The organism is Rhizobium sp. M10 (assembly GCF_002531955.1).
GTDB lineage: Bacteria > Pseudomonadota > Alphaproteobacteria > Rhizobiales > Rhizobiaceae > Rhizobium > Rhizobium etli_C.
In genome coordinates, this window is sequence record NZ_NWTA01000003.1 from 174,851 (window position 1) to 201,288 (window position 26,438).

Below are 26,438 nucleotides of genomic sequence, written 5' to 3' on the forward strand. Positions count from 1 at the left end.
ATCGCCTCGGCGATCTCGATTGTGCTAGCGATCTCGATCGCTTCAGCGATCCCGGAACCGGTTGGTGATGGGATAACGCCGGTCGCGCCCGAAATTCTTCTTGGTGATCTTCACGCCCGGCGCCGACTGCCGGCGCTTGTATTCGGCGAGATAGAGCAAGTGCTCGACGCGGTGAACGGTGGCGACGTCATGGCCGTGCGCGACGATCTCTTCGACCGCCATCTCCTTCTCGACCAGGCATTCTAGAATATCGTCGAGAACAGGATAGGGCGGCAGCGAATCCTGGTCCTTCTGGTCGGGGCGCAGTTCTGCCGAGGGCGCCTTGTCGATGATATTCAGCGGGATCACCTCGCCCGACGGCCCCAGCGCAGTCGGCGGCACGTTTTCGTTGCGCCAGCGGGCCAGCGCATAGACCTGCATCTTGTAGAGGTCCTTGATCGGGTTGAAGCCGCCATTCATGTCGCCATAGAGCGTGGCGTAACCGACCGACATTTCCGACTTGTTGCCCGTCGTCACTACCATCGCGCCGAACTTGTTGGAGATCGCCATCAGGATGACGCCGCGCGCGCGGCTCTGCAGGTTCTCCTCGGTGATGCCGCTCTCCGTACCCTCGAAGAGATCGGAAAGCGCGCTGCTGAAGCCCGTCACCGGCTGCTCGATCGGCACGATGTCGTAGCGGCAGCCGAGCGCCTTGGCGCAATCGGACGCGTCCTTCAGCGAATCCTCCGAGGTATAGCGGTAGGGCAGCATGACGGTGCGCACCCGCTCCTCGCCGAGCGCATCGACGGCGATGGCCGCGCAGATTGCCGAGTCGATGCCGCCGGAAAGGCCGAGTACGACCGTCTTGAAGCCGTTCTTGTTGACATAATCGCGAAAGCCGAGCAGGCAGGCGCGGTAATCAGCCTCCTCACCCTCGGGGATACGCGCCATCGGCCCTTCGGCGCAGTGCCAGCCGCTTTCGCCGCGCTTCCACGTCGTCACCGCAAGCGCCGTCTCGAACTCGCTCATCTGGAAGGCAAGCGACTTGTCGGCATTGAATGCGAAACTCGCGCCGTCGAAGACGAGCTCGTCCTGGCCGCCGAGCTGGGCGGCATAGATCAGCGGCAGACCGGTCTCGATCACCTGCTTCAGCACCACCTGATGACGGATATCGACCTTGCCGCGGTAGTAGGGAGACCCATTCGGCGACAGCAGGATTTCCGCGCCGCTTTCGGCCAGCGTCTCGCAGACGCCGAGCTCGCCCCAGATATCCTCGCAGATCGGAATACCGAGCCTCACTCCGCGGAAATTGACCGGCCCGGGCATGGCGCCCTGATGGAAGACGCGCTTCTCGTCGAACTCACCGTAATTCGGTAGGTCGACCTTGTCGCGCACCGCGATGACTTTGCCGCCGTCGAGCACGGCGACGGAATTATAACGCCCGTTCTCGTCCTGCCGGGGAAAACCGATGATGACGCCCGGCCCGCCATCGGCAGTATCGGCGGCCAGGCTCTCGACCGCCTTCCAGCAGGCGCGGATGAAGGCCGGCTTCAGCACCAGATCCTCCGGCGGATAGCCGGAGATGAAAAGCTCGGTCAGGACGAGCAGATGCGCGCCCTCCCGGGCGGCATCGGCGCGCGCTTCGCGGGCCTTGACGAGATTGCCGGCGACGTCGCCGACCGTCGGGTTGAGCTGGCCGACGGCAATGCGGAAGATATCAGAGAGAGCGTTTTCCTGTGTCATGTCATTTATTTAGCTTGCAGCATCCGCAACGGCAACATGTTCGCGACGAAAGCTGCATCCTGCGGTGACGAAATTTTCATGACCGGACGCGCCGCGGCCTCGCGGCATAGACACTCATTGCAATTTGCCGGAGGAGCGGAATACTGCGCCAAAAGGCGACTGCATCGATAACGGACACCGGAAACAGGCCATGTCTAATATTTCGAACTTCATGCACCATCATTTCGACAAGCCGGCCGATGAACTCGGCGACATCGAAAAACGCGTGCTGGCGAAGACCCATGAGCGCAAGGTCATCTCGACCGACGTCAATGCCGCCTTCTCCGCCGAAGCTTCGTTCGGCGAGCGTGTCGCCGACGGCATCGCCCGCGTCGGCGGCTCCTGGTCCTTCATCATCGCCTTCCTGGCATTCCTCGCCGTCTGGACGATAATCAACACCATACTCCTGGCGACCAGCGCCTTCGACCCCTACCCCTTCGTCTTCCTGAACCTGATCCTGTCGATGCTCGCCGCCATCCAGGCGCCGATCATCATGATGTCGCAGAACCGCCAGGCCGAGCGCGACCGCTTCGAGGCCGCAAAGGATTACGAAGTCAATCTCAAGGCCGAACTCGAAGTGCTCTCCCTGCATCAGAAGATCGATATGCACGTGCTGACCGAGTTGACGGCGTTGCGCGAGGACGTAGCCCGCCTCAGCGCCGCGCTTTCCGCCAGAAGCTAAAGCGTGTCGCGATCTTTCAGATTCGCTTTCACGCTTTAGGTCTTTGTTTTTACGCATGTCTTTATCGCAAAACCGCTACACACTTTTGCGAGACATGCTCTAGACAGGAAACCTGTCATATTGCGGCAGGCCATCCGTGATCTCGTAGAAATCGCCCTTGTCAGTGCAGTAAATGTGGTGACTGAAGGAAAGGCCGGTCGGCTCGTCGAAGCTTCCGGCCAGGACCGAAACCTCCGGCGATTCGTCGCCCTGCCAGAACAGTGCCGAGCCGCAATTCCCGCAAAAGCCGCGCTGCGCCTCGCCGCTCGACCGATACCAGCGGACCGCTTCGGCGCCCTCCACCGAAAGAGCGCCACGCGGCACGTTGGCCGCGGCATAATAAAACCCCGTCTGCCGCCGGCACTGCGAGCAATGGCAGCCGACGACAGGTCCGGGCTTGCCCGCAATCGAATATCGCACGGCGCCGCAAAGGCAGCCGCCTGTATGCCGTTCGGTCATCACCACTCCTCCATTTCGCAGGAGGTTGCCGCCGATCGCTGCGGGCGTCAAATCCATTCCGTTCAACGAGAGATCAGAAAACTTGAAGCACGCTCGCTTCGCATGGACATGGCCGGCACGACCTTCCGCTGTTGCCTGTCGACAACACCGACCGATCTCCTCACGTCACCAAGTTGAATTGATCCGGCTTCTCGGCGATACTGAGGGTTCAATTCATTCAACCCTGGGGAGACTGTCATGAGAGCGATCCTGTCCAAACAGAAAGGAAACATCGCCCACAAGGACATTCTGCCTCATGAATATTCCGTTCTCCCGCGCGAGGAAAAACGCGCGACGCCATAACGCCTTCCTCACATTCTTCCTGGACGACCCCGCCGCTGACCGCGGCCGGCGCTGGTCGCGCATGCGAAAATTTCTTTCCTACTACCGCCCGCATCTGCCTCTGCTGCTGGCGGATCTGCTTTGCGCTATCCTCGTTGCCGGCACGGCGGTCGCCCTGCCGCTCTGCGCCAATATCGTCACCAGCCGCCTTCTGGCCCTGCCCGATGCGCCGCAGGCCTTCACCCAGATCCTGGTGATGGGCGGCGTCATGCTGGCCGTTCTGGCAGTCCAGATCGCCGCGATCTTCTTCGTCGATTATCGCGGCCACGTCATGGGCGCCCGTATCGAAGCGACGGTGCGGCAGGAACTCTTCGAGCATTGCCAGAAACTCTCCTTCAGCTTCTACGACCGCCAGCGCACCGGCCAGCTGATGAGCCGCATCACCAACGACTCCCTCTGGCTCGGCGAACTCTTCCACCACGGCCCCGAGGATCTTGCCATCGCCGTGCTGAAATATGCCGGCGCCATGCTGGTGCTCTTCTTCATCGACCCGCCCTTGGCAACCCTGATCCTGCTGCTCACGCCGGTCGCGGTCGCTTATGCGCTCTATTTCAACCGGCGGATGAACCGCGCGCTCGAAGCCAGCAAGCGGCAGATCGCCGCCGTCAACGAGCGCGTCGAGGACGCTCTGGCAGGTATCCGCGTCGTCCAGTCCTTCGCCAACGAGGCGCTGGAAAGGCAGCGCTTCGACGAACAGAACCAGCGCTTTCTGCAAAGCCGCGCGGAGGGCTACCGAAGCGAAGCCTGGTTTTCGGTCGGCACCGAAACCTTCGCCCAGCTCGTGACGATATTGGTGATCATCGTCGGTGGCCTGCGCATCCTGTCAGCGGATCTCACCGTCCCCGATATGCTGACCTTCCTGCTCTGTGTCGCCGTATTGGTCGATCCGGTGCAGCGGCTCGCCAATTTCGTGCGGCTCTGGCAGGAGGGCTATACCGGCTTCATCAGGGCTATGGAAATCCTGGAGATCGCGCCCGATATCACCGATCGGCCGGACGCCCGTCCGATGCCCGTGCCTAAGGGCGAGATCAGCTTTTGCGACGTCGCCTTCGGCTACGAGGCCGATGGCCCCAGCGTTCTGGAGCGGCTGTCACTGACCATCGCCCCCGGAGAGTTCGTCGCTCTGGTCGGCCCCTCCGGCGTCGGCAAGAGCACGCTCTGCGCCCTCATCCCGCGCTTCTACGATGTCGCGGCCGGGGCGATCCGGATCGACGGCACCGATATTCGCGACGTGACACTCGCCTCGCTTCGGCGCCATGTCGGCGTGGTTCAGCAGGATGTCTATCTCTTCGCCGGCACAATTGCGGAAAACCTGCGCTACGGTAGGCCGGACGCGACCGATGCCGAGCTCGAAGCGGCTGCCCGCGCCGCCAATGCGCACGATTTCATCATGGCCTTGCCCTATGGCTATGACACCGATATCGGCCAGCGCGGCGTAAAACTTTCGGGCGGCCAGCGCCAGCGCATCACCATCGCCCGCGCCTTCCTCAAGGATCCTGAGATTCTGATCTTCGACGAGGCGACCAGCGCGCTCGACAATGAGAGCGAACGGGCGGTGCAACAGGCGCTGCTGAGCCTGGCGAACGGCCGAACCACCCTGGTCATCGCCCACCGCCTGTCGACCGTCCGACATGCCGACCGCATCCTGGTCCTGACGGGCGACGGCATCGTCGAACAGGGCACGCATGACGATCTGATGGCGCAAGGCGGCGTTTACGCCAACCTGCACAGCGTTCAGGCCAGCATTTGAGTGCAGCAAACGGCTGTCGGGGAGAAAGCGTATGCCGCATGCCTCTTCGTGCCGCGTACGCTTCTCATCCGGGCCACCTGCATTCGGCATGTTATGCCGATCTGCCCGGTGGAGGATCTGGCGAAAGCGTCCTCACACACTCCCTCATTCCTGTGCCTGTCACAGGAATCCAGCCACGGCGCGTCTGCGCCGTGATTGAATCAATACCCAAGGAAAAGAGTCTTTCGCGCCCAAGGACTTGGGCGCACTGGATTCCTGTGACAGGCACAGGAATGAGGGAGAAGATAAGCAGCGGGCATACGGCACCGATCTGCTTTGCCGAGGACACGTCCCATTTCCCGCAAGGGAGTACCCGCAGGAAAGCGCAAGACGAGTAGACCAACTGTCAACAAAAAAGCCCGGGCGAACCGGGCTTTTCTCCATCCATATCAACCGGCCTCAGCCGTTGGCGACCATGCGCTTCTCGTCGCGGCCGCCCTTCATGCGCTCGGCAAGCAGGAAGGCGAGTTCGAGCGCCTGGTCGGAGTTAAGGCGCGGATCGCAATGGGTGTGGTAGCGATCCTGCAGATCGTCGGCGGTGACGGCGCGGGCGCCGCCGGTGCATTCCGTCACGTCCTTGCCGGTCATTTCGACATGGATGCCGCCGGGATGCGTGCCTTCGGCGCGGTGGATCTGGAAGAAGCTTTCGACTTCCGACAGGATCCGCTCGAAGGGACGGGTCTTGTAGTTGTTGAGCGTGATCGTGTTGCCGTGCATCGGGTCGCAGGACCAGACGACCTTGCGCCCCTCGCGCTCGACGGCGCGGATGAGGCGCGGCAGGTTTTCGGCGACCTTCTCATGGCCGAAACGGCAGATCAGCGTCAGCCGCCCGGCTTCGTTAGCCGGATTCAGGATATCGATCAGCTGCAGCAGATCGTCGGCCTGCAGCGATGGGCCGCATTTAAGCCCGATCGGGTTCTTGATGCCGCGGCAATATTCGATATGCGCATGGTCGGCCTGGCGCGTGCGGTCGCCGATCCAGATCATGTGACCTGATGTGGCGTACCAGTCGCCCGAGGTGGAATCGACGCGGGTCAGCGCTTCCTCGTAGCCGAGCAGCAGCGCCTCGTGGCTGGTGAAGAAATCGGTCTCGCGCAGGCTCGGGTGGTTTTCCGAGGTGATGCCGATCGCCTTCATGAAATCCATGGTTTCGCTGATGCGGTCGGCCAGCTTGCGGTACCGCTCGCCCTGTGGGCTGTCCTTGACGAAGCCGAGCATCCACTGATGCACGTTTTCGAGGTTGGCGTAGCCGCCCATCGCGAAGGCGCGCAGAAGGTTGAGCGTCGCGGCCGACTGGCGATAGGCCATGGCCTGGCGTTCCGGGTTCGGGATGCGCGACTCCTCGGTGAATTCGATGCCGTTGATGATGTCGCCGCGATAGGCCGGCAGCGTCACGTCGCCCTGCTTCTCGACGTTCGATGAACGCGGCTTGGCGAACTGGCCGGCAATGCGGCCGACCTTGACGACCGGCAGCTGCGCGCCGAAGGTCAGCACGACGGCCATCTGCAGGAAGGCGCGGAAGAAGTCGCGGATATTATCGGCGCCGTGTTCGGCGAAGCTTTCGGCGCAATCACCGCCCTGCAGCAGGAAACCGTTGCCTTCGGCGACATTGGCGAGATGCTTCTTCAGCCGGCGCGCCTCGCCGGCGAAGACGAGCGGCGGATAGCTGGCGAGCGTTGCTTCCGTTGCCGCCAAAGCGGCTGCATCCGGATATTCGGGAACCTGCAGGATCGGTTTCTGCCGCCAGCTGCTCGGGGTCCAATTCTCTGCCATGTCACTCACCTGTTCTCGCCCCAGTTCCTGGAATGCGGCCTAGCCTTGATAATCCGGCGGCTTATAGACCTTTAGATCCGGCTTGCAAAGATCAATCGCCCAAAGCGTCTCGTCTGGCCGCCGCAGTCGGCCAGTGCCCGGTTAAACCGGCATATACCATGTCGATTTCCCCATATTTTAGACTTTGAATGTAGAACCGGAAAGAGTTTCAACATCGGGGACATGGCATGGCGATCCTTCCGCCCGGTTTCATATCGGACCGCTCGGGCAATTTCGGCATCATGACGGCATTGCTGATGGTGCCGCTTGTCGGGACGGCAGGCATGGCGGTGGACTTCGCCCATGCGCTGAGCCTGAGAACCCAGCTCTATGCCGCAGCCGACGCCGCCGCCGTCGGTTCGATCGCCGAAAAATCCAGCGCGGTCGCAGCCGCGATGGCGATGAACGGCAACGGCACGATCTCGCTCGGCAAGACCGACGCGCGCAACATCTTCATGTCCCAAGTGTCGGGGGAACTGGCCGAGGTTCACGTCGATCTCGGCATCGACGTCACCAAGACCGCCAACAAGCTGAATTCGCAGGTTTCCTTCACAGCGACGGTGCCGACGACCTTCATGCAGATTTTTGGCCGGGACTCGATTACGATCTCCGGCACGGCGACTGCCGAATACCAGACCGCCGCCTTCATGGATTTCTATATCCTGCTCGACAATACGCCCTCCATGGGCGTCGGCGCGACGCCGAGCGACGTTTCAAAGCTGGAGGCCAAGACAGGCTGCGCCTTTGCCTGCCACCAGATGGACAAGAGCACCAACAACTATACCATAGCCAAAAGCCTCGGTGTCGCCATGCGCATCGACGTAGTGCGCCAGGCGACCCAGGCGCTGACCGATACGGCCAAGACCGAGCGCATCAGCAGCGACCAGTTCCGTATGGGCGTCTACACTTTCGGCACCAAGGCCGAGGACGCCAAGCTGACGACGATCTCCGGCCTCACCTCCGACCTGACGAAGGTGAAGAACTATACCGACGCGGTCGATCTGATGACCATTCCCTATCAGAACTACAATAACGACCAGATCACCAACTTCGACAGCGCCATGACGCAGATGAACACCATCATCGACCCGGCCGGTGACGGCACGTCGAACACCAGCGCCGAAAAAATCCTGTTCTTCGTATCCGATGGCGTCGGCGACAGCTACAAGCCGTCCACATGCACCAAGAAGACGACCGGTGGCCGCTGTCAGGAGCCGATCGACACCTCCTTCTGCAAGCCCCTGAAGGATCGCGGCGTCAAGATCGCCGTGCTCTATACCACCTATCTGCCGTTGCCGAGCAACAGTTGGTACAATACCTGGATCAAGCCCTTCCAGAGCGAGATCCCGACGAAAATGCAGGCATGCGCCTCGCCCGGTTTCTATTTCGAGGTGTCGCCGACCGAAGGTATCACCGATGCGATGAAGGCGCTTTTCCTCAAGGTCATCCGCGCGCCACGGATCACCAGCTAAAGAACTGGGACTTAGACGCGCTTTCCCTCGCGAATCCGATAGCTCGGCGCATACATGGTGACCAGCTCCTCGGCTGCCGTCGGATGCAGCGCCATCGTCTGGTCGAAATCATCCTTGGTGCAGCCGGCCTTGAGCGTGACGCCGAGCAACTGCGCCATTTCCCCGGCATCGTGGCCGAGGATGTGGGCGCCGACCACCTTCCGGCTCGCCGCATCGACGATCAGCTTCATGATCATCCGCTCGGACCGGCCCGAAAGCGTGGCCTTCAGCGGCCGGAACTGGGCACGATAAACCTCAAGCTCGCCGTAACGCTTGGCCGCCTCCTCTTCCGAGAGACCGACGGTGCCGATCTCCGGCTGCGAGAAGACAGCGGTCGGGATCAGCTCGTAGTCCGGCCGCGTCGGATTGTTCTTGTACTCGGTTTCGATGAAGCACATTGCCTCGTGGATCGCCACCGGCGTCAGCTGTACCCGGTTGGTGACATCGCCGAGGGCATAGATGTTTTCGATGTTGGTACGGGAATAGTCGTCGACGATGATGGCGCCGCGCTCGTCGACAGCGACGCCGGCCGCCTCTAGACCGAGCCCCTCGGTGTTGGGATCGCGCCCGAGCGCCAGCAGGACGACGCCTGCCTGCAGCGTGCCATTATTAATCGTCTCGAGAGTGAGCCCGTCCTCGCCTTTGGAGACCTTCTGCAGCGTGTCGTGGCAGAGAATGCGTATGCCCTTGGCGACCATCGCCTCGTGCAGCCCGCGCCTCAGATCCTCGTCGAAACGCGACAGGATTTCAGCGCCGCGATAGATCAGCGTCGTCTCGACGCCGAGACCATGGAAAATATTGGCGAACTCGACGGCGATATAGCCGCCGCCAGCGATCACGATCGATTTTGGCAGCTCTTCGAGATGAAAGGCCTCGTTGGAGGAGATGCAGAATTCGTGACCGGGAAGGGCCGCATGCGGGTTCGGCCTTCCGCCGGTGGCGATGATGATGGTCTTGGCCGTCACCGTCTGTCCGGTTTTCATCAGCCGGACCGTATGAGCATCGACCAGTTCGGCGCGCGTTTCCAGGATGTCGGCATTGGCGCCGCTGAGGCCCTTCTTGTAGAGGCCTTCCAGCCGCGCGATCTCGGCATCCTTGGCCGCGACCAGCTTCTTCCAGTCGAAGCTGCTTTCGCCGACCGTCCAGCCAAAGCCCTCCGCATCCTCGAAATGTTCATGAAACTGCGAGGCATAGACGAAGAGCTTCTTCGGCACGCAGCCGCGGATGACACATGTGCCGCCATAACGATATTCCTCGGCGATCGCCACCCTCTTGCCGAGCGAGGCGGCAACGCGGGCGGCGCGCACCCCCCCGGAACCGCCGCCGATGACGAAGAGGTCGTAGTCGTAGGAAGACATGAGGAACTCCGGAAGGGAATCGCAGGAAAGGACGTTCCTGATATAGGGGCGATCCTCATGAAAACAAAAGCCCCGCCCCTGCCTCTTCCCGCTCTCCATTGCCGAATCTTGATCTGAACCCTCGCTCACCGTTTACGGTTGAGCACGGTCACCGTTTCCGGTTGACCCGGCCAGCTGAGGCTGGCAGGGCAATGGTTGTTGAGACGGAAAAGGATGCCGGAGCAAAAGATGGATCAAACTCTGTTCGCGAAGCTGTGCAAGGCCGGCAAATTCAAGGAGGCGCTCAATCTCGCCATCGAGGGCCACGAAGACGAGAAATTCACGCCGAGCCGCTTTGCGATGGACAAGAAAACCGGACTGCCGATTTTCTACCGCGGCAACAAGCGCGTCGAGCCGGACGAGACAGGCGCATGGCAATTGGCCAAGACCTCGAAGGATTGGGGCTGAGCGTCAGGCGCATCGGCATAAGCCCGTCCCTTGCCGGATTACCGCTGTCATCAGGTGATGCGGAAATCTGTCGGCATCTTCTCAAGCCGGGTCGCTTCCGTCTCCACGCCAGAAACCGATGCTCCTGCAGGCCCGCGTCTCAAGCGCTCGATCATCGTCGAGATCGCATTGTCCGGCCCTGCGACCAAGGCAGCGACGGATCCGTCCGCCTCGTTGCGCACCCAGCCGGTCAGCCCGAGCCGCAGCGCCTCATCGCGCGTCCACATGCGAAAACCCACCCCTTGGACCCTGCCTGATATTCGTACTCGCACAGCCTCGTAACGATCGGACATATCTGCCTCACCTTCGGCATCATGCTCTGGTGCATCATAACAAAAAAGCCCGGACGATGCCGGGCTTTCGCGAATTCTGGCGGGCAGTCGTTACTGCTGGGCGGCCGGTGCCGGAGCAACCGGGCTGTCGGTTGCCGGCGGCGGTGCCTTGATAACCTTGGAAAGCTCGGCGTTGCTCTGCTTTTCCAGATCGCGGGAAATGCCCTGACCCCAGATATCGGCGGCCTTCCCCATCTCGCGCAAGGCGACCGGGCCGTCACGCAGCAGCTTCTTGCCGACGTCGGAATTGTAGAAATCGGCGATCGTCTTCAGCTCTTCGAGAGTGAAGGTCTTGGCATAGATAAGTGCGGCTTCCTTCTCGAGATCGCCGCGACGCGGCGCCAGTGCCAGCGCCTGCGCATCGACCGTCGACGAGATGATGTCCTGGTAGTTCGGCGAGTCCTGAATCAGGCCGGCCTTCAGGCGCTCGGCCAGACCCGGCAGGATGTTGTCGAAGGCGGCGGTGGCGCCGATCGAAGTGACAGCGGCGCGCGCGGCCTTCAGCTGCTCGTCGGAAACCTCCTGCGCCTTGACGGCGGAGCCGAAGGCAAGCCCGGAAAGAACGATGGTCGCAGCGGCAAAACGGCCAAGACCTGCAATGTTCATCATGAGTGTATGCTCCTGTTATCTGTTTGCCTGCAGCGTGCGCGCACCCGCAGGACCGGCAATGATCGCAAGTGCCGCCATATTGATAAAGAGCCCGTGTTCGACGACGCCGGGTATGGAATTCAGCTCGCTCGAAAGCGCCTCTGCATCAGGAATGCGGCCAAAAGATGCATCGATGATGTGATGGCCGCCGTCCGTGGTAAACTCTCCGTCACCCGACTGGCGCAGGCTGAGTTCGCCGGAAAGGCCGAGCCGGGCCGCGACTTTCTCGATCGCGATCCGCGTCGAGACGAGGCCGAACGGATTGACTTCGATCGGCAGCGCGTAGGCGCCGAGCGTATCGACCAGCTTGCTTTCGTCGGCGATGACGATCATCCGCTCAGAAGCGGCGGCGACGATCTTTTCGCGCAGCAGTGCGCCGCCGCCACCCTTGATCAATCTGAGCGCCGGATCGACCTCGTCGGCACCGTCGACCGTCAGATCGAGCGCCGGCAATTCGTCAAGCGATTTCAGCGGCACGCCGAGTTCGACACAGAGCCGCGCGGTTCGTTCGGACGTCGGAACACCTTCGACCCTGAAGCCGCCCGCAACCTTTTCCGCCAGCAGCCGGACAAACTCTTCCGCCGTGCTGCCCGTCCCGATCCCGAGGCGCATCCCGTCTTCGACATGGGCGAGTGCGGCCTCGGCGGCCTTGATCTTCATTTCGCGGGCATCCATGCGCCGCCAGCTCCGATTTATTGCGTTGGATGTGCTGTTTACACGGCTCGCCTGGCAAACGAAAGTCAAAATCATCACGGAAAATGAAAAGCCGAAACAAATGCCTGCGGCCGCCCCCGGCCATCACAGGACGTTGCTTTCCGCCGCGTGATCGCCTACCTCAGGCACGATCCCTCGTCCCCGGGCGCGACCCGTCGCCTTCCGGAAGACCCATCGCTCAAAGAGGCAAGCCCTTGACCCCTGCCCCCGTTCGCCCGGCGCTCATCGTCTTCGATCTCGATGGCACGCTTCTCGATACCCATGCGGACCTGGTCGAAAGCCTGAACTATACGATCGCAGCCCTCGGCCTCGAGCCGGTCAGCTATGACGACCTCACCCATCTCGTCGGCCAGGGCGCGCGGGTGATGATCGAACGCGCCTGCCGGCTGCGCGGCCATCCGCTCGAAAGCGACGCCGTCCCGCCGCTGGTCGAACGTTTCGTCGCCCATTATGCCGGCAACATGCCGGGCCACACCGAACCCTATCCCGGCCTCGTCGCCGCAATGGACCGGCTGAAATCAGCCGGCTACCGCCTCGCCGTCTGCACCAACAAGATGGAAAGCTTGGCCTTCGGCCTGCTCGACAAGCTCGACCTCGCCGGCTATTTCGATGCCATCACCGGCGGCGATACTTTCGAATACCGCAAACCCGACGCCCGCCATCTCACCGGCACCATCGACCGCGCCGGCGGCGACATCGCCCGCACCGTGATGATCGGCGACAGCATCAACGACATCGCGGTGGCGAAGAATGCCGCCGTCCCGTCGATCGCCGTTCCCTTCGGTTACTCGGATGTGCCGGTTTCAAGCCTCGATCCGGATGTGATCATCATGCATTACGATGAGTTGATGCCGGAGCTGGTGGAGCGGTTGTTGCGAGAGTATCCGGAGAAAGTCGCGGTCTGAGGAGTCCGCTCATTTCTCCCCCTCATTCCTGTGACGTGCAAAGGAATGAGGGACGAGTTTGTGGCGCCAGTCTGCCAAACTCAACACTCCGCTACTCGCCCCAAAACAAAACGGGCGGCCCGAAGACCGCCCGTTCCAAAACCCGTAAAACCTGCGTCAGATCTGCGCGCCGCGCGCCTTTGTCGTCGCGTCGAAGGCCTTTTTGACATAGGTGTCGCGGCCGTAGACGTCGTCAAAATATTCCACGACGCCGTCCTTGTTCGGCCAGGCGGTGAAGTAGGACACGTAAACCGGGACCTTCTGCGGCACCTTCACCGCATGGTTCTGCCCGTTGGCGATCTGCTTGGCGACATCGTCGACGGTCGTGCCGAGCACGGCCGCTGCCATCGCGCGCGGATTGGAAAGACGCACGCAGCCGTGGCTGAGAGCGCGCATATCACGCTTGAAGAAACTCTTCGACGGCGTGTCGTGCATGTAGATCGCATGGCTGTTCGGGAACAGGATCTTGAGTTCGCCGAGGGCATTGTCGCTGCTTGGCGGCTGGCGGACCGAAACATTGTCGGTCGAGCCGTACCAGTCGACGCTGGACGAGGCGACGGCATGGCCGTTCACCTCAACCTCATAGCCGAGCTGGTCGAGATAGTTCGGATCCGAGCGCAGCTTCGGCAGCATTTCATTGATAATGATCGACTGCGGCACGCCCCAGAACGGGTTGAACTCCACCGTCTCGATCTCGTCGTTGAAGAAATAGGTCTGATTGTTCTTGCCGCCGACGACGACACGCATCGACAGCTGTTCCTTGCCGTCGTTGTGGTAGTAGGCCATGTAGGCCGGCTGGTTGATCATGACATAGCGCGAACCGAGATCTTCCGGCAGCCAGCGCGCCTGTTCCATGGCGACGGCGAGCTTGTCGATTTTCGAGGCATTGGTGTCACCGCCGGTCATGGCGCGCACCGTCGCCTGACCGATGACGCCGTCGGCCTTCAGCCCGCGCTCCTTCTGGAAATCCTCCACCAGCGCGACGATATCCGGCGAATAGTCGCTGCTGCCCGCGTAGGCTGCAAAGGTCGCGGCGTGATCGGTCCTCAGCGTCTCGGAACCGTGCTTCTGGACGGCCTTGACGATATTGGCGATCTCGGGCGAGCTGTCGCCGGGCTTCAGCAGGCCGCTGAGCGAAACCACGATCTGCTCCTCGTTGCCGCCATCGGCGGCGTGAAGCTTGGCAAGCTCCGCCTTCAGCGCCTCGAACTGCGGACTATCGGGCGAGCGGCTGGCGATATAGGCGCCGGCATCGGGGCTCATGCGGGCAAGCTTCAGGACCGGCGCCAGATTGACCACCTTGCGCTGGAAATCGTGATAGCCGGAAATCTTGTTCGGATCGATGCGGCCGCGCACCGTGTCCTGCACGAAGGCCAGCACCTTGGCCGAGAGTTCGAGTTCGAACTGGGTCAGCGCCCGGTCGCGGACGGCCGGATCGGGATTGGCCGGATCAATTGCCGGTGTCTGGATGGCGTAATCGGCGGGATCGAGGCCGACGGAGGCCGCATCGGCAAGTGCGCCCATCACCGATTTGGCGCGCTCGTTGATTCCATTGCCTTCGACCCAGACGAGCGGATTGCGGCTGTCACCGTAATAGGCCTCGAGCGCCTTGGCGACGTCGGCATTGGCGCGCACCTTGGCCTGCGCCAGCAGGCGGCGCTGCACGACCGGTTCGGCGCCGGCCTCACCGCTCGGCGAAACCTCGGCGACCGCGCCGGTGACGACGGGATCGGCAAACTTGCTGGTGTCGACGAACTGCAGCGTTTCGGCTTTATAGGTGTAGTAACGCGGACCGCTGACCTTCGGCAGCGGCGCCTCCGGATCAAGCCCGCCGAGCGAGCCGCCGGCGGCGCCACGCGGCACCGGTCGGCCCGGCGCCTGATCCATGAAGATGGTGCTCTGGCTCCGCTGCCTGTCGCCCCGCAGCATATCCATCAGCGTGTAGGCATGTGCGGGAGCGGCCATCACTGCCAGGCCGCAGGAAACTGCCAATGCGGATACCGCGCTTTTCAAAACGAACGTCATATATATTCCAGTCCCGATGTCATGCTGTTCTCAGCTCAAATCCCGCGAAACTCACGCAGCGTAGGGCCTCATTGATCAGAAACCGGCCTTCGCCGCCAGCGCCGGCGGACTCACTTCTCTGTGACGGAAATGCTGCACGGCGCCGCCCAGCAGTTCACACAAAATTATGAAATTATTAGTTAATTTTTTACTGAATTTTTGCCGCCAGACCAGTGCGGCAAAAACCTGCCGATGCATAATATTTTCAAAGTGGCCGAAAAAGCACGGCCGCCAGCCGGCGCAAACCTGACTGGAATTTTCAATATTTCGCACGGCATCCGGTTTTCTTGTCCTGGTTTCCCACCTATAAAACCTCATCTTTCGAAAATGCCCGAAACAGCATGTGACAGGAAGGCAAACCCCAATGACCGCAACCCGCACCGAAACCGATACTTTTGGCCCCATCGACGTCGCCGCCGACCGATATTGGGGCGCCCAGGCCGAGCGTTCGCTCGGCAATTTCAAGATCGGCTGGGAAAAGCAGCCGCTCTCGATCGTGCGCGCACTCGGCATCGTCAAGCAGGCCGCGGCACGCGCTAACATGGCGCTTGGCCAGCTCGATCCTGGCCTCGGCAAAGCCATCGTTGATGCGGCCCAGGAAGTGATCGACGGCAAGCTCGACGACCATTTTCCGCTGGTCGTCTGGCAGACCGGCTCCGGCACGCAGTCGAACATGAATGCCAACGAAGTCATCTCCAATCGTGCCATAGAAATGCTGGGCGGCGTCATGGGTTCCAAGAAGCCGGTGCATCCGAACGATCACGTCAACATGAGCCAGTCGTCCAACGACACCTACCCCACGGCCATGCACATCGCCTGCGCCGAACGTATCGCGCATCACCTGCTGCCGGCCCTGAAACACCTGCATGCCGCTCTCGACATGAAGGTCACGGAATTCAGCCACATCATCAAGATCGGCCGCACCCACACCCAGGATGCGACGCCGCTGACGCTCGGCCAGGAATTTTCCGGTTACGCCGCCCAGGTCGGCTCCGCCATCAAGCGCATCGAGATGACTTTGCCCGGCCTCTGCGAGCTCGCCCAGGGCGGCACCGCCGTCGGCACCGGCCTCAACGCGCCGGTGGGCTTTGCCGAAAAGGTTGCCGGCGAGATCGCCGCTATTTCGGGCCTGCCCTTCGTCACCGCGCCGAACAAGTTCGAGGCGCTTGCCTCACATGACAGCATGGTCTTTTCCCATGGTGCCATCAATGCCGCAGCGGCCGCTCTCTTCAAGATCGCCAACGACATTCGTCTCCTCGGCTCCGGCCCGCGCGCCGGTCTCGGCGAACTGGCGCTGCCGGAAAACGAGCCCGGCTCCTCGATCATGCCCGGCAAGGTCAACCCGACCCAATGCGAAGCGCTGACGCAGGTCTGCATCCACATCTTCGGCAATCACGCCGCCCTGACTTTCGCCGATAGCCAAGGCCATTTCGAGCTCAACGTCTACAATCCGATGATGGCCTATAATTTCCTGCAGTCGGTACAGCTGCTTGCCGACGCCGCCGTCTCCTTCACCGACAATTGCGTCGTCGGCATCGAGGCGCGCGAAGACAACATCAAGTCCGGCCTCGAACGCTCGCTGATGCTGGTGACGGCACTCGCGCCGAAGATCGGCTACGACGCTGCCGCCAAAATCGCCAAGACAGCGCACAAGAACGGCACGACGCTGAAGGAGGAAGCGCTCGCCAGCGGCCTCGTATCAGCTGAGGATTATGATGCGATCGTCCGCCCGGAAACGATGATCGGCCCGAAATAGGACGGTTGAGGCGGGCCACACGCACGCCGTCCATCGTTGCCCTTCGCTTGCGCTCAGGCTCTTCTCTCCGCTGGGGAGAAGAGGCAATTGGTGACGCCGCATGCCTCTCTCTCATCCGCCAAGAGCGAGAGGAAGAGGACAGCTAGCCACTTGCTCCCTCATTCCTGTGCCTGTCACAGGAATCCAGCCACGGCGCATCCGCGCCGTGAATGAATCAACACTTCAAGAGAAAGAATCTTTCGCGCCCAAGGACTTGGGCGCACTGGATTCCTGTGATGAGCACAGGAATGAGGGAGAGTGTGTTGGCGCCTCCCCCAAATTTTCTGCCGACGCACACTCACCAAACCTCACACCAACAGCGAAAAATTGTCCATCACGACAGAATTGCCCATAAAGTCGAAGCGGACTTCGTCGATATCTTCGATGCTGACCTCGAGACTGGGACCGGTGACCTCAAGCTCCTGCTGATAGACAATCTGGCCGTCGTTCAGGGCAGTGAGCGTCAGGTGAAAGGGCGATGCTGACAGTTCGGCGATCGAGACGCTCTGAAAGGTGAACTCCCCGCCATCGACCATTTTCAGGGTTACGGGCGCAGAACCCGGGGATAGTACGGTATCGCTGAAGCCGTCCTCGGTGATGGCGTCGACGCCCGGGATGGTATCGTAAACAATACCATTCAGAAGCGTCAGTTCCTGACTGCCGTTCACGGAGAGCGCAAAGCCCCGATAGTCGGGAAGGAAGAAATTATCCGCCCTCGACGTGACGCCCATATCATCGAAATCCAGGACTTCGTGGTATTTTTCGTCTTCGTTGACGCCGTCGATCGCAAGGGTCAACACGCCGAGGTCCGTGCCCCCCGAGCCATCCGACATCTTGTAGCTCAGCGTTTCGATGAGCTGATCGTACTTGCCCAAATTCTTCACCACGTCGAGCGTATGGTCCAGCTCGTATGTGAAGTGGCCGTCAGGTTTCACTCTGAAGGTTCCGTACTTGCCCTCAATGATCGTTTCATGGTCAGACCCATGTTTGGCGTCGATACGGATGCCATTGACGAAGCGAGCATACATGTCCGCTCCTTCGGGATCGCTGGCGAGGCGCAGCAGATCGCCCCTGATCCAGTCGTGTTCGAAAAAAACGAGAAGATCGTCGACAGCAGTTGGCTTTGCATTTGTCACTGGAAGCCCCGGCAGGTTAACGCTGCCGGGAATATGAACCGGGCTTGAACTGAAGGCAACCTGAGGTCGGTCGTTTCGCGACAAATGTCGATATCCCCTTCTTTCACTCGCTTATCGCGTGTGACATGCCGACTACAAAATGCGGCACGACATGGCCCCACCTCCAAACTCGCCGCATGCAGATTGCTTTTGCCCGACAGGAGATTTAGACCGGTTCCAATTTCTCGACGCGCCCACCAGAAAGGTCACTTCGATGGCTGACGATCTCTTTCCGCTCGGCAAGGATGCCACCCTCTATCGCAAGATCAGCAGCGATTACGTCTCGGTCGATAGCTTCAAGGGTCAGGAAATCCTGACCGTCGAGCCGGAAGGCATCCGCCTGCTCGCCGAAACCGCCTTTGCCGATATCAACCATCTGCTCCGGCCCGGCCATCTGAAGCAGCTCGCCTCGATCCTCGATGATCCAGAGTCGACCGATAACGACCGCTTCGTCGCCTACGACCTGTTGAAGAATGCCAATATCGCCGCCGGCGGCGTGTTGCCGATGTGCCAGGATACCGGCACGGCGATCATCATGGGCAAGAAGGGCCGCAGGGTCTGGACCGAGGGCGGCGATACGGCAGCGCTCGCCCGCGGCGTCATGGATGCCTATGAGAAGAAGAACCTGCGTTATTCGCAGCTCGCGCCGGTGAAGATGTTCGAGGAGAAGAACACCAGGAACAACCTGCCGGCGCAGATCGACATTTACGAGGAAGGCACCGACGCCTACGAATTCCTCTTTGTCGCCAAGGGCGGCGGCTCGGCCAACAAGACCTTCCTCTATCAGGGCACGCCCTCGCTCCTGACGCATGACAGGATGATCGACTTCCTCAAGGAGAAGATCCTGACGTTAGGGACGGCGGCCTGTCCGCCCTATCATCTGGCGATCGTCATCGGCGGCACCTCGGCCGAGATGAACCTGAAAACGGTCAAGCTCGCCTCGACCCGCTATCTCGACGAGCTGCCGACTGAAGGTTCGGAAAGCGGCCACGCCTTCCGCGACCTCGAGATGGAAAAGGAAATCCACAAGCTGACACAGCAGATGGGCGTCGGCGCCCAGTTCGGCGGCAAGTATTTCTGTCATGACGTGCGGGTCATCCGCCTGCCCCGCCACGGCGCCTCGCTGCCGATCGGCCTCGGCGTCTCCTGTTCCGCCGACCGCCAGGCCAAGGGCAAGATCACCCGCGACGGCATCTTCATCGAACAGCTGGAAACCGATCCGTCGAAATACATGCCCGAGATCGACGAGGCGAAACTGTCGGAATCGACCGTCCGTGTCGACCTCAACCGGCCGATGGCCGAGGTGCTTGCCGAACTGTCGCGGCATCCGGTCAAGACGCGCCTGTCCTTGACCGGGACGATCATCGTCGCCCGCGACCTCGCCCACGCCAAAATCCGCGAACGGCTGGAAAAGGGCGAAGGCATGCCCGATTACTTGAAAAACCACCCGGTCTACTACGCCGGCCCGGCCAAGACGCCGGCCGGCTACGCCTCCGGCTCCTTCGGCCCGACGACGGCCGGCCGCATGGACAGTTACGTCGACCAGTTCCAGTCCTTCGGCGGCTCTATGGTGATGCTCGCCAAGGGCAACCGCTCGCGTGCCGTGCGCGAGGCCTGCAAGAAGCATGGCGGTTTCTACCTCGGCTCGATCGGCGGCCCCGCGGCCCGCCTCGCGCAGGACTGCATCCGCAAAGTCGAAGTATTCGAATATCCCGAACTCGGCATGGAAGCGGTCTGGAAGATCGAGGTCGAAGACTTCCCCGCCTTCATCGTCATCGACGACAAGGGCAATGATTTCTTCCAGGAATTGAACCTGGGGTGATTGCGGCAGGCTCGATGGCCGCGGGCGGACTTTCTACCGCATTGTTCCGCCCGCAATATCCGCAGCATTCACCACATCGCCGTCATCCACCCTTGCCAGGATTTCCGTGCGGAAAGCTCCGGCAAGGAAGCCGGTATGGTTCATCAGCAAGGCGCCGGCGGTGATGGCGGCGACGGCCATGATGGCGAAGGAAGTGTGACGAGACCTTCCCATAATCTTACGCCTGAATTTGCAGACTGCGACCGGGTCGGCCGTCAGGAAGTATCGTTGCAAAATACTCGTTCTGAAATAGCGGGCGCCCAAAACCAACTGTCGACAAGATGAATACGATCCCCAGCACAAGAAGAACTGTAAGTTTTTCAGACACCATTCCCGCACAACGGGTATGCATTGTCTCGCTAAAAATGCGTTTTTTGATGAAGAATCATAGGCCTGCAGGAAGTATTGCTCCACCGGGAACTTGTCATATGTAATCTTTGGTATATGTCGCTTTAATCTTTTCCCAAGAAATTTAAGCTAACAACTAAAATATTGCCTTTGAATATATGAGGAGTATCGCCGGATGAATACGGCTGTCGCGCCCAAGGTGCAGGTTCCCGATGTCGCGGGTCAGATCACCTATGCCATGCGCTCGATGGGCGTTGCCCCGATACCCCGTAACTACGAACTCTTCTACGAGGCCTATATCGGCTCCAATCCTGCCCTTACCCGAGAGCTTGCGGCCCTCGGCGCCCATGCGACACAGGCCGAACTCGACGCGCTCGGCGCGCAATATTTCAACACGAGCCCGGCCCGGGTCTTCGACGACGCCCACACCCGCATATCAGGCGAACTCGACGGCTTGCTGCGAATCCTGAGGCAGGAGCAGAGCTCGCTCGAAAGCTATACCAGACTGCTCGGCGAGACCCACAAGCGAATCACCTCCAAGAGCAATGCCAGCGTCGAACTGATCGAAAACGCGATTGAGCTTTTAAGCCAGGCGACTGGCGATACCATGGCGCATGGCGAACGCACCGTCGAGGACGTCGTCCAGCGCTCTCAGGAAATGGATCAAGTCCGCAAGGAACTCGACGAATATAAGCGCATCGCCAACACCGACTCGCTGACGCGCCTTTCCAACCGCCGCGCCTTTGACGACCGCCTTGCTGCCGTTTTCAACAATCCAGGCATGCGGCCGGTGACGGCCCTGCTGCTCGCCGACATCGACAATTTCAAGAAAATCAACGACACCTACGGCCATCCCGTCGGCGACAAGATCCTCGCCACAGTCGCCTCGGTGATCCGCAGCAACGTCCGGCGTGACGTCTTCGTCGCCCGTGCCGGCGGTGAGGAATTCGCGCTGATCATCGAGGGCAACACAGTCGAGGAAGTGACGGCGATCGCCGAACGCATCCGCCGCACGCTGGAAACCACCCCGTTCAAAAACTCCCGCACCCGGGTGAACTACGGCCCGATTACCGCCTCGATCGGCATCTGCATGGCCTCGAATGCCGAGGATGCCGGCGAGCTTTACAGCAAGACCGACATCGCCCTTTACGGCGCCAAGAATGCCGGGCGCAACTGCATCGTCCTCTATCAGGACGGGATGCAGAAGGACTTCAGCAAGAGCTGGCTGATCTACAAAGCCTGACGGCCTTCACCACATCGTCTTCGCCGCGCGACCGGGCCATTCCCGGTCGTAGGTTTCCTGGTCGAAATCGCCGACGGCCGCCTTCAGCATCTGTCCCGGCGTCGGCAGGCCGGCGGGATCGGTGAACTGTTCGACGTTCCACAGTTCGGCCCGCATCACGGCGCGCGCGCACTGGAAATAGACCTCGTCGATCGAGATGACGACGACCGTGCGCGGATGTTTGCCGTCCATCTCAAAGCCCCGGAGCAACGTCTCGTCATTGGAGACGACGCCGCGGCCATTGATGCGCATCGTCGTGTTCGAGCCGGGGATCAGGAACATCAGCGCAAGCCTGGGATCACGCACGATGTTGGAAAGCGAATCGACGCGGTTGTTGCCGCGCCAGTCCGGCAGATGCAGCGTCTCGTCGTCGACGACACGCACCACGCCGCCGAGATCGCCGCGCGGCGAACAGTCGAGCCCCTCCGGCCCGACGGTCGCAAGCGCGGCAAAAGGCGAGATCTCGATCATCTGACGGTAAAGCGGCGTCAGTCGCTTGGTCACCTTGTCGACCGAGGCCTGCGACAGGCCTGCGCCATAGATCGTATTGAGCTCTTCGATGCTGCTGATGATTTTCATGGGGCGTCCCGCCGCGGCTTGATCTTCGCGCCGGACGCTACAATGCCGCGCGCCGCGCCGGAAGCTCAAAAATCGGAATGATCTCCGCATCTTTTTTGATGCATTCGAGCTCCTTATGCGCCTCCTCTTCGAGGAAGGCCGCGACTGCTCCAAGGACTGGAGCCGCGCCGACGATGCGCCGGTGCCCGAAGCCGTTCGCCCAGAACAGCCGTACACGCTTGCCCGCCGCACCATAACGCCTGGCATGCGCCGACGATACTTCCTTGTCGTCCTCCGCGTGAACCACCAGCACCGAACTCGAGATCGTACCTGCCGTATTGCCGGCGTCGAAATCCTCGAGTCGCCGCCCGGTGACACGTTGAACCTCATTCTCCAGCGCCGCCTGCGCAGCGGCGCCAAGGCCGATCAGCCGGCCGAAGTCGGTGAACAGCCAAGCCATCTCGCTGGGCGCGCCGATCAGCACCAGTCGCTCGCCAGTGACGGATGCCGCATCTGGCAGGAGGGCGGCGGCCGAGACCATCAGCGCTGCACCGCCGAAGGAATGGCCGATCGCCGCATCGAATGCCCCGAACCGCTCCCCTGCCGCCGCGATCGCCTCGACAGCAAGCCCCATATGCAGGAAGCGTCCGCGCGCACGACCGTGACCGGGAAAGTCGAGCGCCACGACCTCGGCACCCGTTGCCGCCAACGTCGAAACGAGATCGGCCATATAGATCGCACTGGAACCCCAGCCATGGGTGACGAGATAGCGCTTGCGCTTCCCCAGCGCCCCGCCATTCAGCCGGTAAGCATGGGCTTTGGCGCCGCTGGAAAGCTTGAGGACGAAGCGCTCGGCGCCCGCAAGCCGTGCCGCACCAGCCGCATGCGCCGCCTTCGCCTTGCCGCCCTTCGGACGCTGCGATGGCGTGCGGCAGAACAGCAGAAACGCCGCCCTGCCCGCCAGCTGGGGAGAAACCGCTTGCAGAACCGAAAATCCTAGGCGGATGACCTTGAGCGCGAAATTTGCCATAGTGGGAATCCAAATACGTTCAACACTGAACAATAAAGTACAACGATGAACAAAAATCAATCCCTTCCCTGGGATCATCCGCGTTTTCGCAGCTGGATCGCGGTGGCGCGCGCCTGCCAGCTGATGCAGCAGTCGCTGACCCGCTCGCTGGCCGATCTCGACATCAAGCCGCCGCACCTCGACATTCTGGTCAATCTCTACCGTTTCGAAGGCATCTCGCAGCAGGAGCTGGCGCGCAAGCTCCTGGTCGGCCGCTCCAATATGAGCATGCTGCTGCCGCAGATGGAAAAGCGTGGGCTGATCGAGCGTCGCGGAGACGCGCGCGACAAGCGCGTGCTGCGCCTTTATCTCACTGGGGAAGGCCGCCGGCTGACCGAGGCGGCGATGGCGATTCAGACCGATCTCATCGAACGCACGCTCTCCGACGAGCCGATCGAGCAATGCATGGCGACCGCCGATTCAATGGAGCGCATTATCACCGTGCTGCTCAAGGATCTCAGCGACGACGACGATTGATCTCAATGCAGCGTCGGCGCAGCCGATGTGCCGGTCAGCGAGCGGTATTCCCAGGCCGCGACAATGATCAGCACCAGCGTCGCCAGAATGCCCAGCAGATAGAGCTCGATCAAGGGTGCTGCGAAGGCAAGCAGGATCACGACCACCAGACCGGCGAGATGCGACAACGGCATCCGCCCGCTGGTCGCGCCCTTGAACCAGAGATTGCCGATCAGGAACAGGCCGGAGCCGCCGAGCACCGCCGCGGCGATGCCGAGATCGCCCGTCTCATGCGGATGCGAGAACATGAATTCGACCGCCACCGCATGCACGATGATGCCGGCAAGGATCGGGATGTGCCCATAGGTGAAGGCCAGCCGCGCCAAAGCTCCCGGCGTCTCCTCATGTTCGATGCGATGGGCGGCGCGCCCGTGGCCGAAGCGGAAATAAAGCCACCACATGGCAACCGTGCCGACGAAGCCGGTGACGAAAACGATGCCCGTCAGCCCCGACACCGGCAGCTCCGAAAAAGTGCGGCCGGACACGAGGATCGCCTCGCCGAGGCAGATGATGACGAAGAGCGCGCAGCGCTCGGCCATATGCGCGCCAGACACGTCCCAGTCGCTAGGCCTCGAGCGGCCGAGCCCGGGCACGGCAAAACCGGCCGCCGGACCGGCATATTCGATCGCCAGCGCGATCACCCAGGCGATCAGCCGGGCTTCATGCTCGAGCAGCCCGCCGGCGATCCAGAAGACGCCGGCCACCGCGAGCCAGGTGCTGATGCGGATGAAATTCAGCGTGTTGGCGCGGTCGACGCGCGTCATCGCGTAGGTCGTAAACAGCGAGCGCCCGACCTGCATCGCGACATAGGCGCCGGCAAAAAGCAGCCCCTTGTCGCCGAAAGCCTCGGGAATGGAGGCTGACAGCACAAGCCCGAGCATCATCAGCGTCACCAGCATGCCGCGCACCGGCATCTTGTCGGGATCGAGCCAGTTCGTCACCCAGGCGGTGAAGATCCACACCCACCAGACGGCAAAGGTCATCAGCGCCGCTTCGGCCGCACCGAGCGGCGTGTAATGGGCGGCAAGCGCATGCGAAAGCTGCGAGATCGAAAAGACGAAGACCAGATCGAAGAAGAGCTCGAGGAAGGTCACCTTGCTGCCGGCGGAGCTGCCTTTGGCGCGCAGCCAGTTCTTGCTATTCGCTTTCGCCATAACTCCCCCGACGGCCGGTTATTTTTCAGTTCAGCGCGGCTTTTCCGCCGTGTCGCGGTTCATACCCTTTTCCCTGAGCTCGTCCTCATAGGCCGAAAACAGCTCCGCCCCGCGTTCGCCGAGCTCACGCAGATAGGTCCAGGTGTAGATGCCGGTATCGTGCATGTCGTCGAATCCGATCCTGACGGCGTAATTGCCGGTCGGCGTCATCGAGATGATTGCCACGTTGCGCTTGCCCGGCACCGTCACCTTCTGCCCCGGCCCGTGGCCCTGCACCTCGGCCGACGGCGACAGCACGCGCAGGAGTTCGGCCGACAGGTCGAAGCTCCGGCCGTCGTCGAAGGTTATCGCCAGCCTCTGCCGGTCTTTCGAAACACGAAGTTCGCTCGGCCAGGTATCGCTCATCTCTATCACCCTCTTTCCCCTGGAGAAGTAGGCGTTCGCCTTTTTCGAGGCAAGCGCAAATTAGCGTGTGCGAAATCCGTTTCCCTTGACGGCGCAATCACATATGCACAGATAGAAAGATATCGCTTGAAAACAGGCATTCGATCTGGCGCGTTTCAGATCCGCTAGCGGAGGAATTGGTGAATACGAGAGTCGGAACGCTAGGCAACGCAGCGCCGCTGGCGGCGGATGCACATCCGATGATCGACCCTTTCGGCCGGGCGGTCACCTATCTCCGCGTCTCCGTCACCGACCGCTGCGATTTCCGCTGCACCTATTGCATGGCCGAGAACATGACCTTCCTGCCGAAGAAGGACCTGTTGACGCTGGAAGAGCTCGACCGGCTCTGTTGCGCCTTCGTCGCCAAGGGCGTGAGGAAGATCAGGCTGACCGGCGGCGAGCCGCTGGTGCGCAAGAACATCATGTATCTGGTCCGCCGGCTCGGCGAGAAGATCGGCTCCGGCCTCGACGAGCTGACCCTGACCACCAACGGCTCACAGCTGTCGCGCCATGCCGAGGAACTTTATGAGTGCGGCGTGCGCCGCATCAACGTCTCGCTCGATACACTCGATCCCGACAAATTCCGCAAGATCACCCGCTGGGGCGATTTCGCCAAGGTCATGGAGGGTATCGATGCCGCTCAAAAGGCCGGGCTGAAGATCAAGCTCAACGCCGTGGCGCTGAAGGATTTCAACGATACCGAGATGCCCGATCTCCTGCGCTTCGCCCATGGCCGCGGCATGGATCTGACAGTCATTGAAACCATGCCGATGGGCGAGATCGACGAGGACCGCACCGACCAGTACCTGCCGCTCTCCGAGTTGCGCGCGGATCTGGAGAAACAATTCACGCTAACCGATATCGACTACCAGACCGGCGGCCCGGCGCGTTACGTCAGGGTCTCAGAGACGGGCGGCCGCCTCGGCTTCATCACGCCGATGACCCATAATTTCTGCGAGAGCTGCAACCGTGTGCGCCTGACCTGCACCGGCACGCTCTATATGTGCCTCGGCCAAAACGACGCCGCCGATCTGCGCGCCGCACTGCGCGCCACCGAAGACGACGCCCTCCTCCACGCCGCCATCGACGAAGCCATTACCCGCAAACCCAAGGGCCACGACTTCATCATCGATCGCACGCATAACAGGCCGGCCGTGGCGCGGCATATGAGTGTCACCGGTGGGTGATGGATCTCCCTTCTCCCCAGCGGGGAGAAGGTGGCCCGAAGGGTCGGATGAGGGGGCCACACGGCACGC

Annotated in this window: 26 protein-coding genes; 11 read left to right on the forward strand and 15 right to left on the reverse strand. The window is 61.4% G+C overall.

What is annotated here, in order from left to right; genetic code table 11:
* Positions 1-42: 42 nt before the first annotated feature.
* Entirely contained in the window at positions 43-1,722 is a 1,680-nt protein-coding gene (locus CO671_RS06110) for an NAD+ synthase (RefSeq protein WP_097605198.1), read from the reverse strand.
* A 190-nt stretch (positions 1,723-1,912) separates the two neighbouring features.
* On the opposite strand from CO671_RS06110, the gene CO671_RS06115 reads away from it, so the two are divergent.
* Positions 1,913-2,443, forward strand: coding sequence for a DUF1003 domain-containing protein (locus CO671_RS06115; protein WP_097605199.1), 531 nt, complete (start codon positions 1,913-1,915; stop codon positions 2,441-2,443).
* Between the two features lie 99 nt (positions 2,444-2,542).
* Here the strand turns inward: CO671_RS06115 and CO671_RS06120 are convergent, their stop codons facing one another.
* The gene (locus tag CO671_RS06120; protein WP_097605200.1) at positions 2,543-2,941 is read right to left on the reverse strand and encodes a GFA family protein; all 399 of its coding nucleotides are present in this window, start codon (positions 2,939-2,941) and stop codon (positions 2,543-2,545) included.
* 295 nt (positions 2,942-3,236) lie between these two features.
* Here CO671_RS06120 and CO671_RS06125 point away from each other — a divergent pair, with 295 nt between their 5' ends.
* Positions 3,237-5,072 carry an ABC transporter ATP-binding protein gene (locus CO671_RS06125; protein ID WP_097605201.1) on the forward strand — a complete coding sequence of 612 codons (1,836 nt, stop codon included), beginning with the start codon at positions 3,237-3,239 and terminating at the stop codon, positions 5,070-5,072.
* Between the two features lie 438 nt (positions 5,073-5,510).
* Here the strand turns inward: CO671_RS06125 and CO671_RS06130 are convergent, their stop codons facing one another.
* Positions 5,511-6,884: a 3-deoxy-7-phosphoheptulonate synthase class II gene (locus CO671_RS06130; RefSeq protein ID WP_003579666.1), complete on the reverse strand. Its 1,374-nt coding sequence runs from the start codon at positions 6,882-6,884 to the stop codon at positions 5,511-5,513.
* Positions 6,885-7,111: 227 nt separating this feature from the next.
* Between CO671_RS06130 and CO671_RS06140 the strand changes: the two genes are divergently transcribed.
* Positions 7,112-8,395 carry a pilus assembly protein TadG-related protein gene (locus tag CO671_RS06140; protein ID WP_097605202.1) on the forward strand — a complete coding sequence of 428 codons (1,284 nt, stop codon included), beginning with the start codon at positions 7,112-7,114 and terminating at the stop codon, positions 8,393-8,395.
* Between the two features lie 11 nt (positions 8,396-8,406).
* Here CO671_RS06140 and gor read toward each other — a convergent pair whose 3' ends face one another.
* On the reverse strand, positions 8,407-9,792 hold the full coding sequence (gor, locus tag CO671_RS06145) for a glutathione-disulfide reductase (protein WP_097605203.1): 1,386 nt from the start codon (positions 9,790-9,792) through the stop codon (positions 8,407-8,409).
* Between the two features lie 228 nt (positions 9,793-10,020).
* Here gor and CO671_RS06150 point away from each other — a divergent pair, with 228 nt between their 5' ends.
* On the forward strand, positions 10,021-10,239 hold the full coding sequence (locus CO671_RS06150; RefSeq protein WP_097605434.1) for a hypothetical protein: 219 nt from the start codon (positions 10,021-10,023) through the stop codon (positions 10,237-10,239).
* A gap of 50 nt (positions 10,240-10,289) precedes the next feature.
* On the opposite strand, the gene CO671_RS06155 is transcribed toward CO671_RS06150, so the two are convergent.
* The 3 genes from CO671_RS06155 to rpiA form a co-directional block, all read right to left on the reverse strand.
* The gene (locus CO671_RS06155) at positions 10,290-10,571 is read right to left on the reverse strand and encodes an acylphosphatase (RefSeq protein ID WP_097605204.1); all 282 of its coding nucleotides are present in this window, start codon (positions 10,569-10,571) and stop codon (positions 10,290-10,292) included.
* Positions 10,572-10,661: 90 nt separating this feature from the next.
* Positions 10,662-11,219 (reverse strand): DUF2059 domain-containing protein, encoded by a 558-nt coding sequence (locus tag CO671_RS06160; protein ID WP_097605205.1) that lies wholly within the window; start codon positions 11,217-11,219, stop codon positions 10,662-10,664.
* Positions 11,220-11,234: 15 nt separating this feature from the next.
* On the reverse strand, positions 11,235-11,933 hold the full coding sequence (rpiA, locus tag CO671_RS06165; RefSeq protein WP_012484046.1) for a ribose-5-phosphate isomerase RpiA: 699 nt from the start codon (positions 11,931-11,933) through the stop codon (positions 11,235-11,237).
* Here rpiA and CO671_RS33655 point away from each other — a divergent pair.
* Both CO671_RS33655 and CO671_RS06170 read left to right on the forward strand, forming a co-directional pair.
* On the forward strand, positions 11,932-12,084 hold the full coding sequence (locus tag CO671_RS33655) for a hypothetical protein (protein ID WP_170964936.1): 153 nt from the start codon (positions 11,932-11,934) through the stop codon (positions 12,082-12,084). The two genes, rpiA and CO671_RS33655, sit on opposite strands and share 2 nt — an antisense overlap.
* Before the next feature lie 82 nt (positions 12,085-12,166).
* Complete coding sequence (locus CO671_RS06170; RefSeq protein ID WP_097605206.1) at positions 12,167-12,877, forward strand: HAD family hydrolase; 711 nt, start codon at positions 12,167-12,169, stop codon at positions 12,875-12,877.
* A 156-nt stretch (positions 12,878-13,033) separates the two neighbouring features.
* Here CO671_RS06170 and CO671_RS06175 read toward each other — a convergent pair whose 3' ends face one another.
* Positions 13,034-14,941, reverse strand: a complete 1,908-nt coding sequence (locus CO671_RS06175) for a murein L,D-transpeptidase (RefSeq protein WP_097605207.1) — start codon at positions 14,939-14,941, stop codon at positions 13,034-13,036.
* Between the two features lie 75 nt (positions 14,942-15,016).
* Positions 15,017-15,253: a hypothetical protein gene (locus CO671_RS33280; RefSeq protein ID WP_141514336.1), complete on the reverse strand. Its 237-nt coding sequence runs from the start codon at positions 15,251-15,253 to the stop codon at positions 15,017-15,019.
* A 91-nt stretch (positions 15,254-15,344) separates the two neighbouring features.
* Here CO671_RS33280 and fumC point away from each other — a divergent pair, with 91 nt between their 5' ends.
* Complete coding sequence (gene fumC / locus CO671_RS06180) at positions 15,345-16,736, forward strand: class II fumarate hydratase (protein ID WP_097605208.1); 1,392 nt, start codon at positions 15,345-15,347, stop codon at positions 16,734-16,736.
* Positions 16,737-17,083: 347 nt separating this feature from the next.
* Here the strand turns inward: fumC and CO671_RS06190 are convergent, their stop codons facing one another.
* Positions 17,084-17,911: a VCBS domain-containing protein gene (locus CO671_RS06190; RefSeq protein ID WP_097605210.1), complete on the reverse strand. Its 828-nt coding sequence runs from the start codon at positions 17,909-17,911 to the stop codon at positions 17,084-17,086.
* A 253-nt stretch (positions 17,912-18,164) separates the two neighbouring features.
* Between CO671_RS06190 and CO671_RS06195 the strand changes: the two genes are divergently transcribed.
* Positions 18,165-19,772 (forward strand): fumarate hydratase, encoded by a 1,608-nt coding sequence (locus tag CO671_RS06195; RefSeq protein ID WP_097605211.1) that lies wholly within the window; start codon positions 18,165-18,167, stop codon positions 19,770-19,772.
* Positions 19,773-19,805: 33 nt separating this feature from the next.
* Here the strand turns inward: CO671_RS06195 and CO671_RS06200 are convergent, their stop codons facing one another.
* A complete protein-coding gene (locus tag CO671_RS06200; RefSeq protein WP_097605212.1) occupies positions 19,806-19,985 on the reverse strand; it encodes a hypothetical protein in 180 nt (59 codons plus the stop codon).
* A 349-nt stretch (positions 19,986-20,334) separates the two neighbouring features.
* On the opposite strand from CO671_RS06200, the gene CO671_RS06205 reads away from it, so the two are divergent.
* The gene (locus tag CO671_RS06205; RefSeq protein ID WP_097605213.1) at positions 20,335-21,402 is read left to right on the forward strand and encodes a GGDEF domain-containing protein; all 1,068 of its coding nucleotides are present in this window, start codon (positions 20,335-20,337) and stop codon (positions 21,400-21,402) included.
* Positions 21,403-21,408: 6 nt separating this feature from the next.
* Here the strand turns inward: CO671_RS06205 and CO671_RS06210 are convergent, their stop codons facing one another.
* Positions 21,409-22,020 carry a pyridoxamine 5'-phosphate oxidase family protein gene (locus CO671_RS06210; protein ID WP_010034875.1) on the reverse strand — a complete coding sequence of 204 codons (612 nt, stop codon included), beginning with the start codon at positions 22,018-22,020 and terminating at the stop codon, positions 21,409-21,411.
* A 37-nt stretch (positions 22,021-22,057) separates the two neighbouring features.
* On the reverse strand, positions 22,058-23,029 hold the full coding sequence (locus CO671_RS06215) for an alpha/beta fold hydrolase (RefSeq protein WP_097605214.1): 972 nt from the start codon (positions 23,027-23,029) through the stop codon (positions 22,058-22,060).
* Between the two features lie 45 nt (positions 23,030-23,074).
* Between CO671_RS06215 and CO671_RS06220 the strand changes: the two genes are divergently transcribed.
* Positions 23,075-23,545, forward strand: a complete 471-nt coding sequence (locus tag CO671_RS06220) for a MarR family transcriptional regulator (protein WP_010034872.1) — start codon at positions 23,075-23,077, stop codon at positions 23,543-23,545.
* A gap of 2 nt (positions 23,546-23,547) precedes the next feature.
* Here the strand turns inward: CO671_RS06220 and CO671_RS06225 are convergent, their stop codons facing one another.
* Together CO671_RS06225 and CO671_RS06230 are read right to left on the reverse strand one after the other, a co-directional pair.
* Positions 23,548-24,738, reverse strand: a complete 1,191-nt coding sequence (locus CO671_RS06225; RefSeq protein ID WP_097605215.1) for a low temperature requirement protein A — start codon at positions 24,736-24,738, stop codon at positions 23,548-23,550.
* A gap of 30 nt (positions 24,739-24,768) precedes the next feature.
* A complete protein-coding gene (locus CO671_RS06230) occupies positions 24,769-25,143 on the reverse strand; it encodes a DUF971 domain-containing protein (RefSeq protein WP_010034859.1) in 375 nt (124 codons plus the stop codon).
* Between the two features lie 179 nt (positions 25,144-25,322).
* On the opposite strand from CO671_RS06230, the gene moaA reads away from it, so the two are divergent.
* The gene (gene moaA / locus CO671_RS06235) at positions 25,323-26,369 is read left to right on the forward strand and encodes a GTP 3',8-cyclase MoaA (protein WP_097605216.1); all 1,047 of its coding nucleotides are present in this window, start codon (positions 25,323-25,325) and stop codon (positions 26,367-26,369) included.
* Positions 26,370-26,438: the final 69 nt, after the last annotated feature.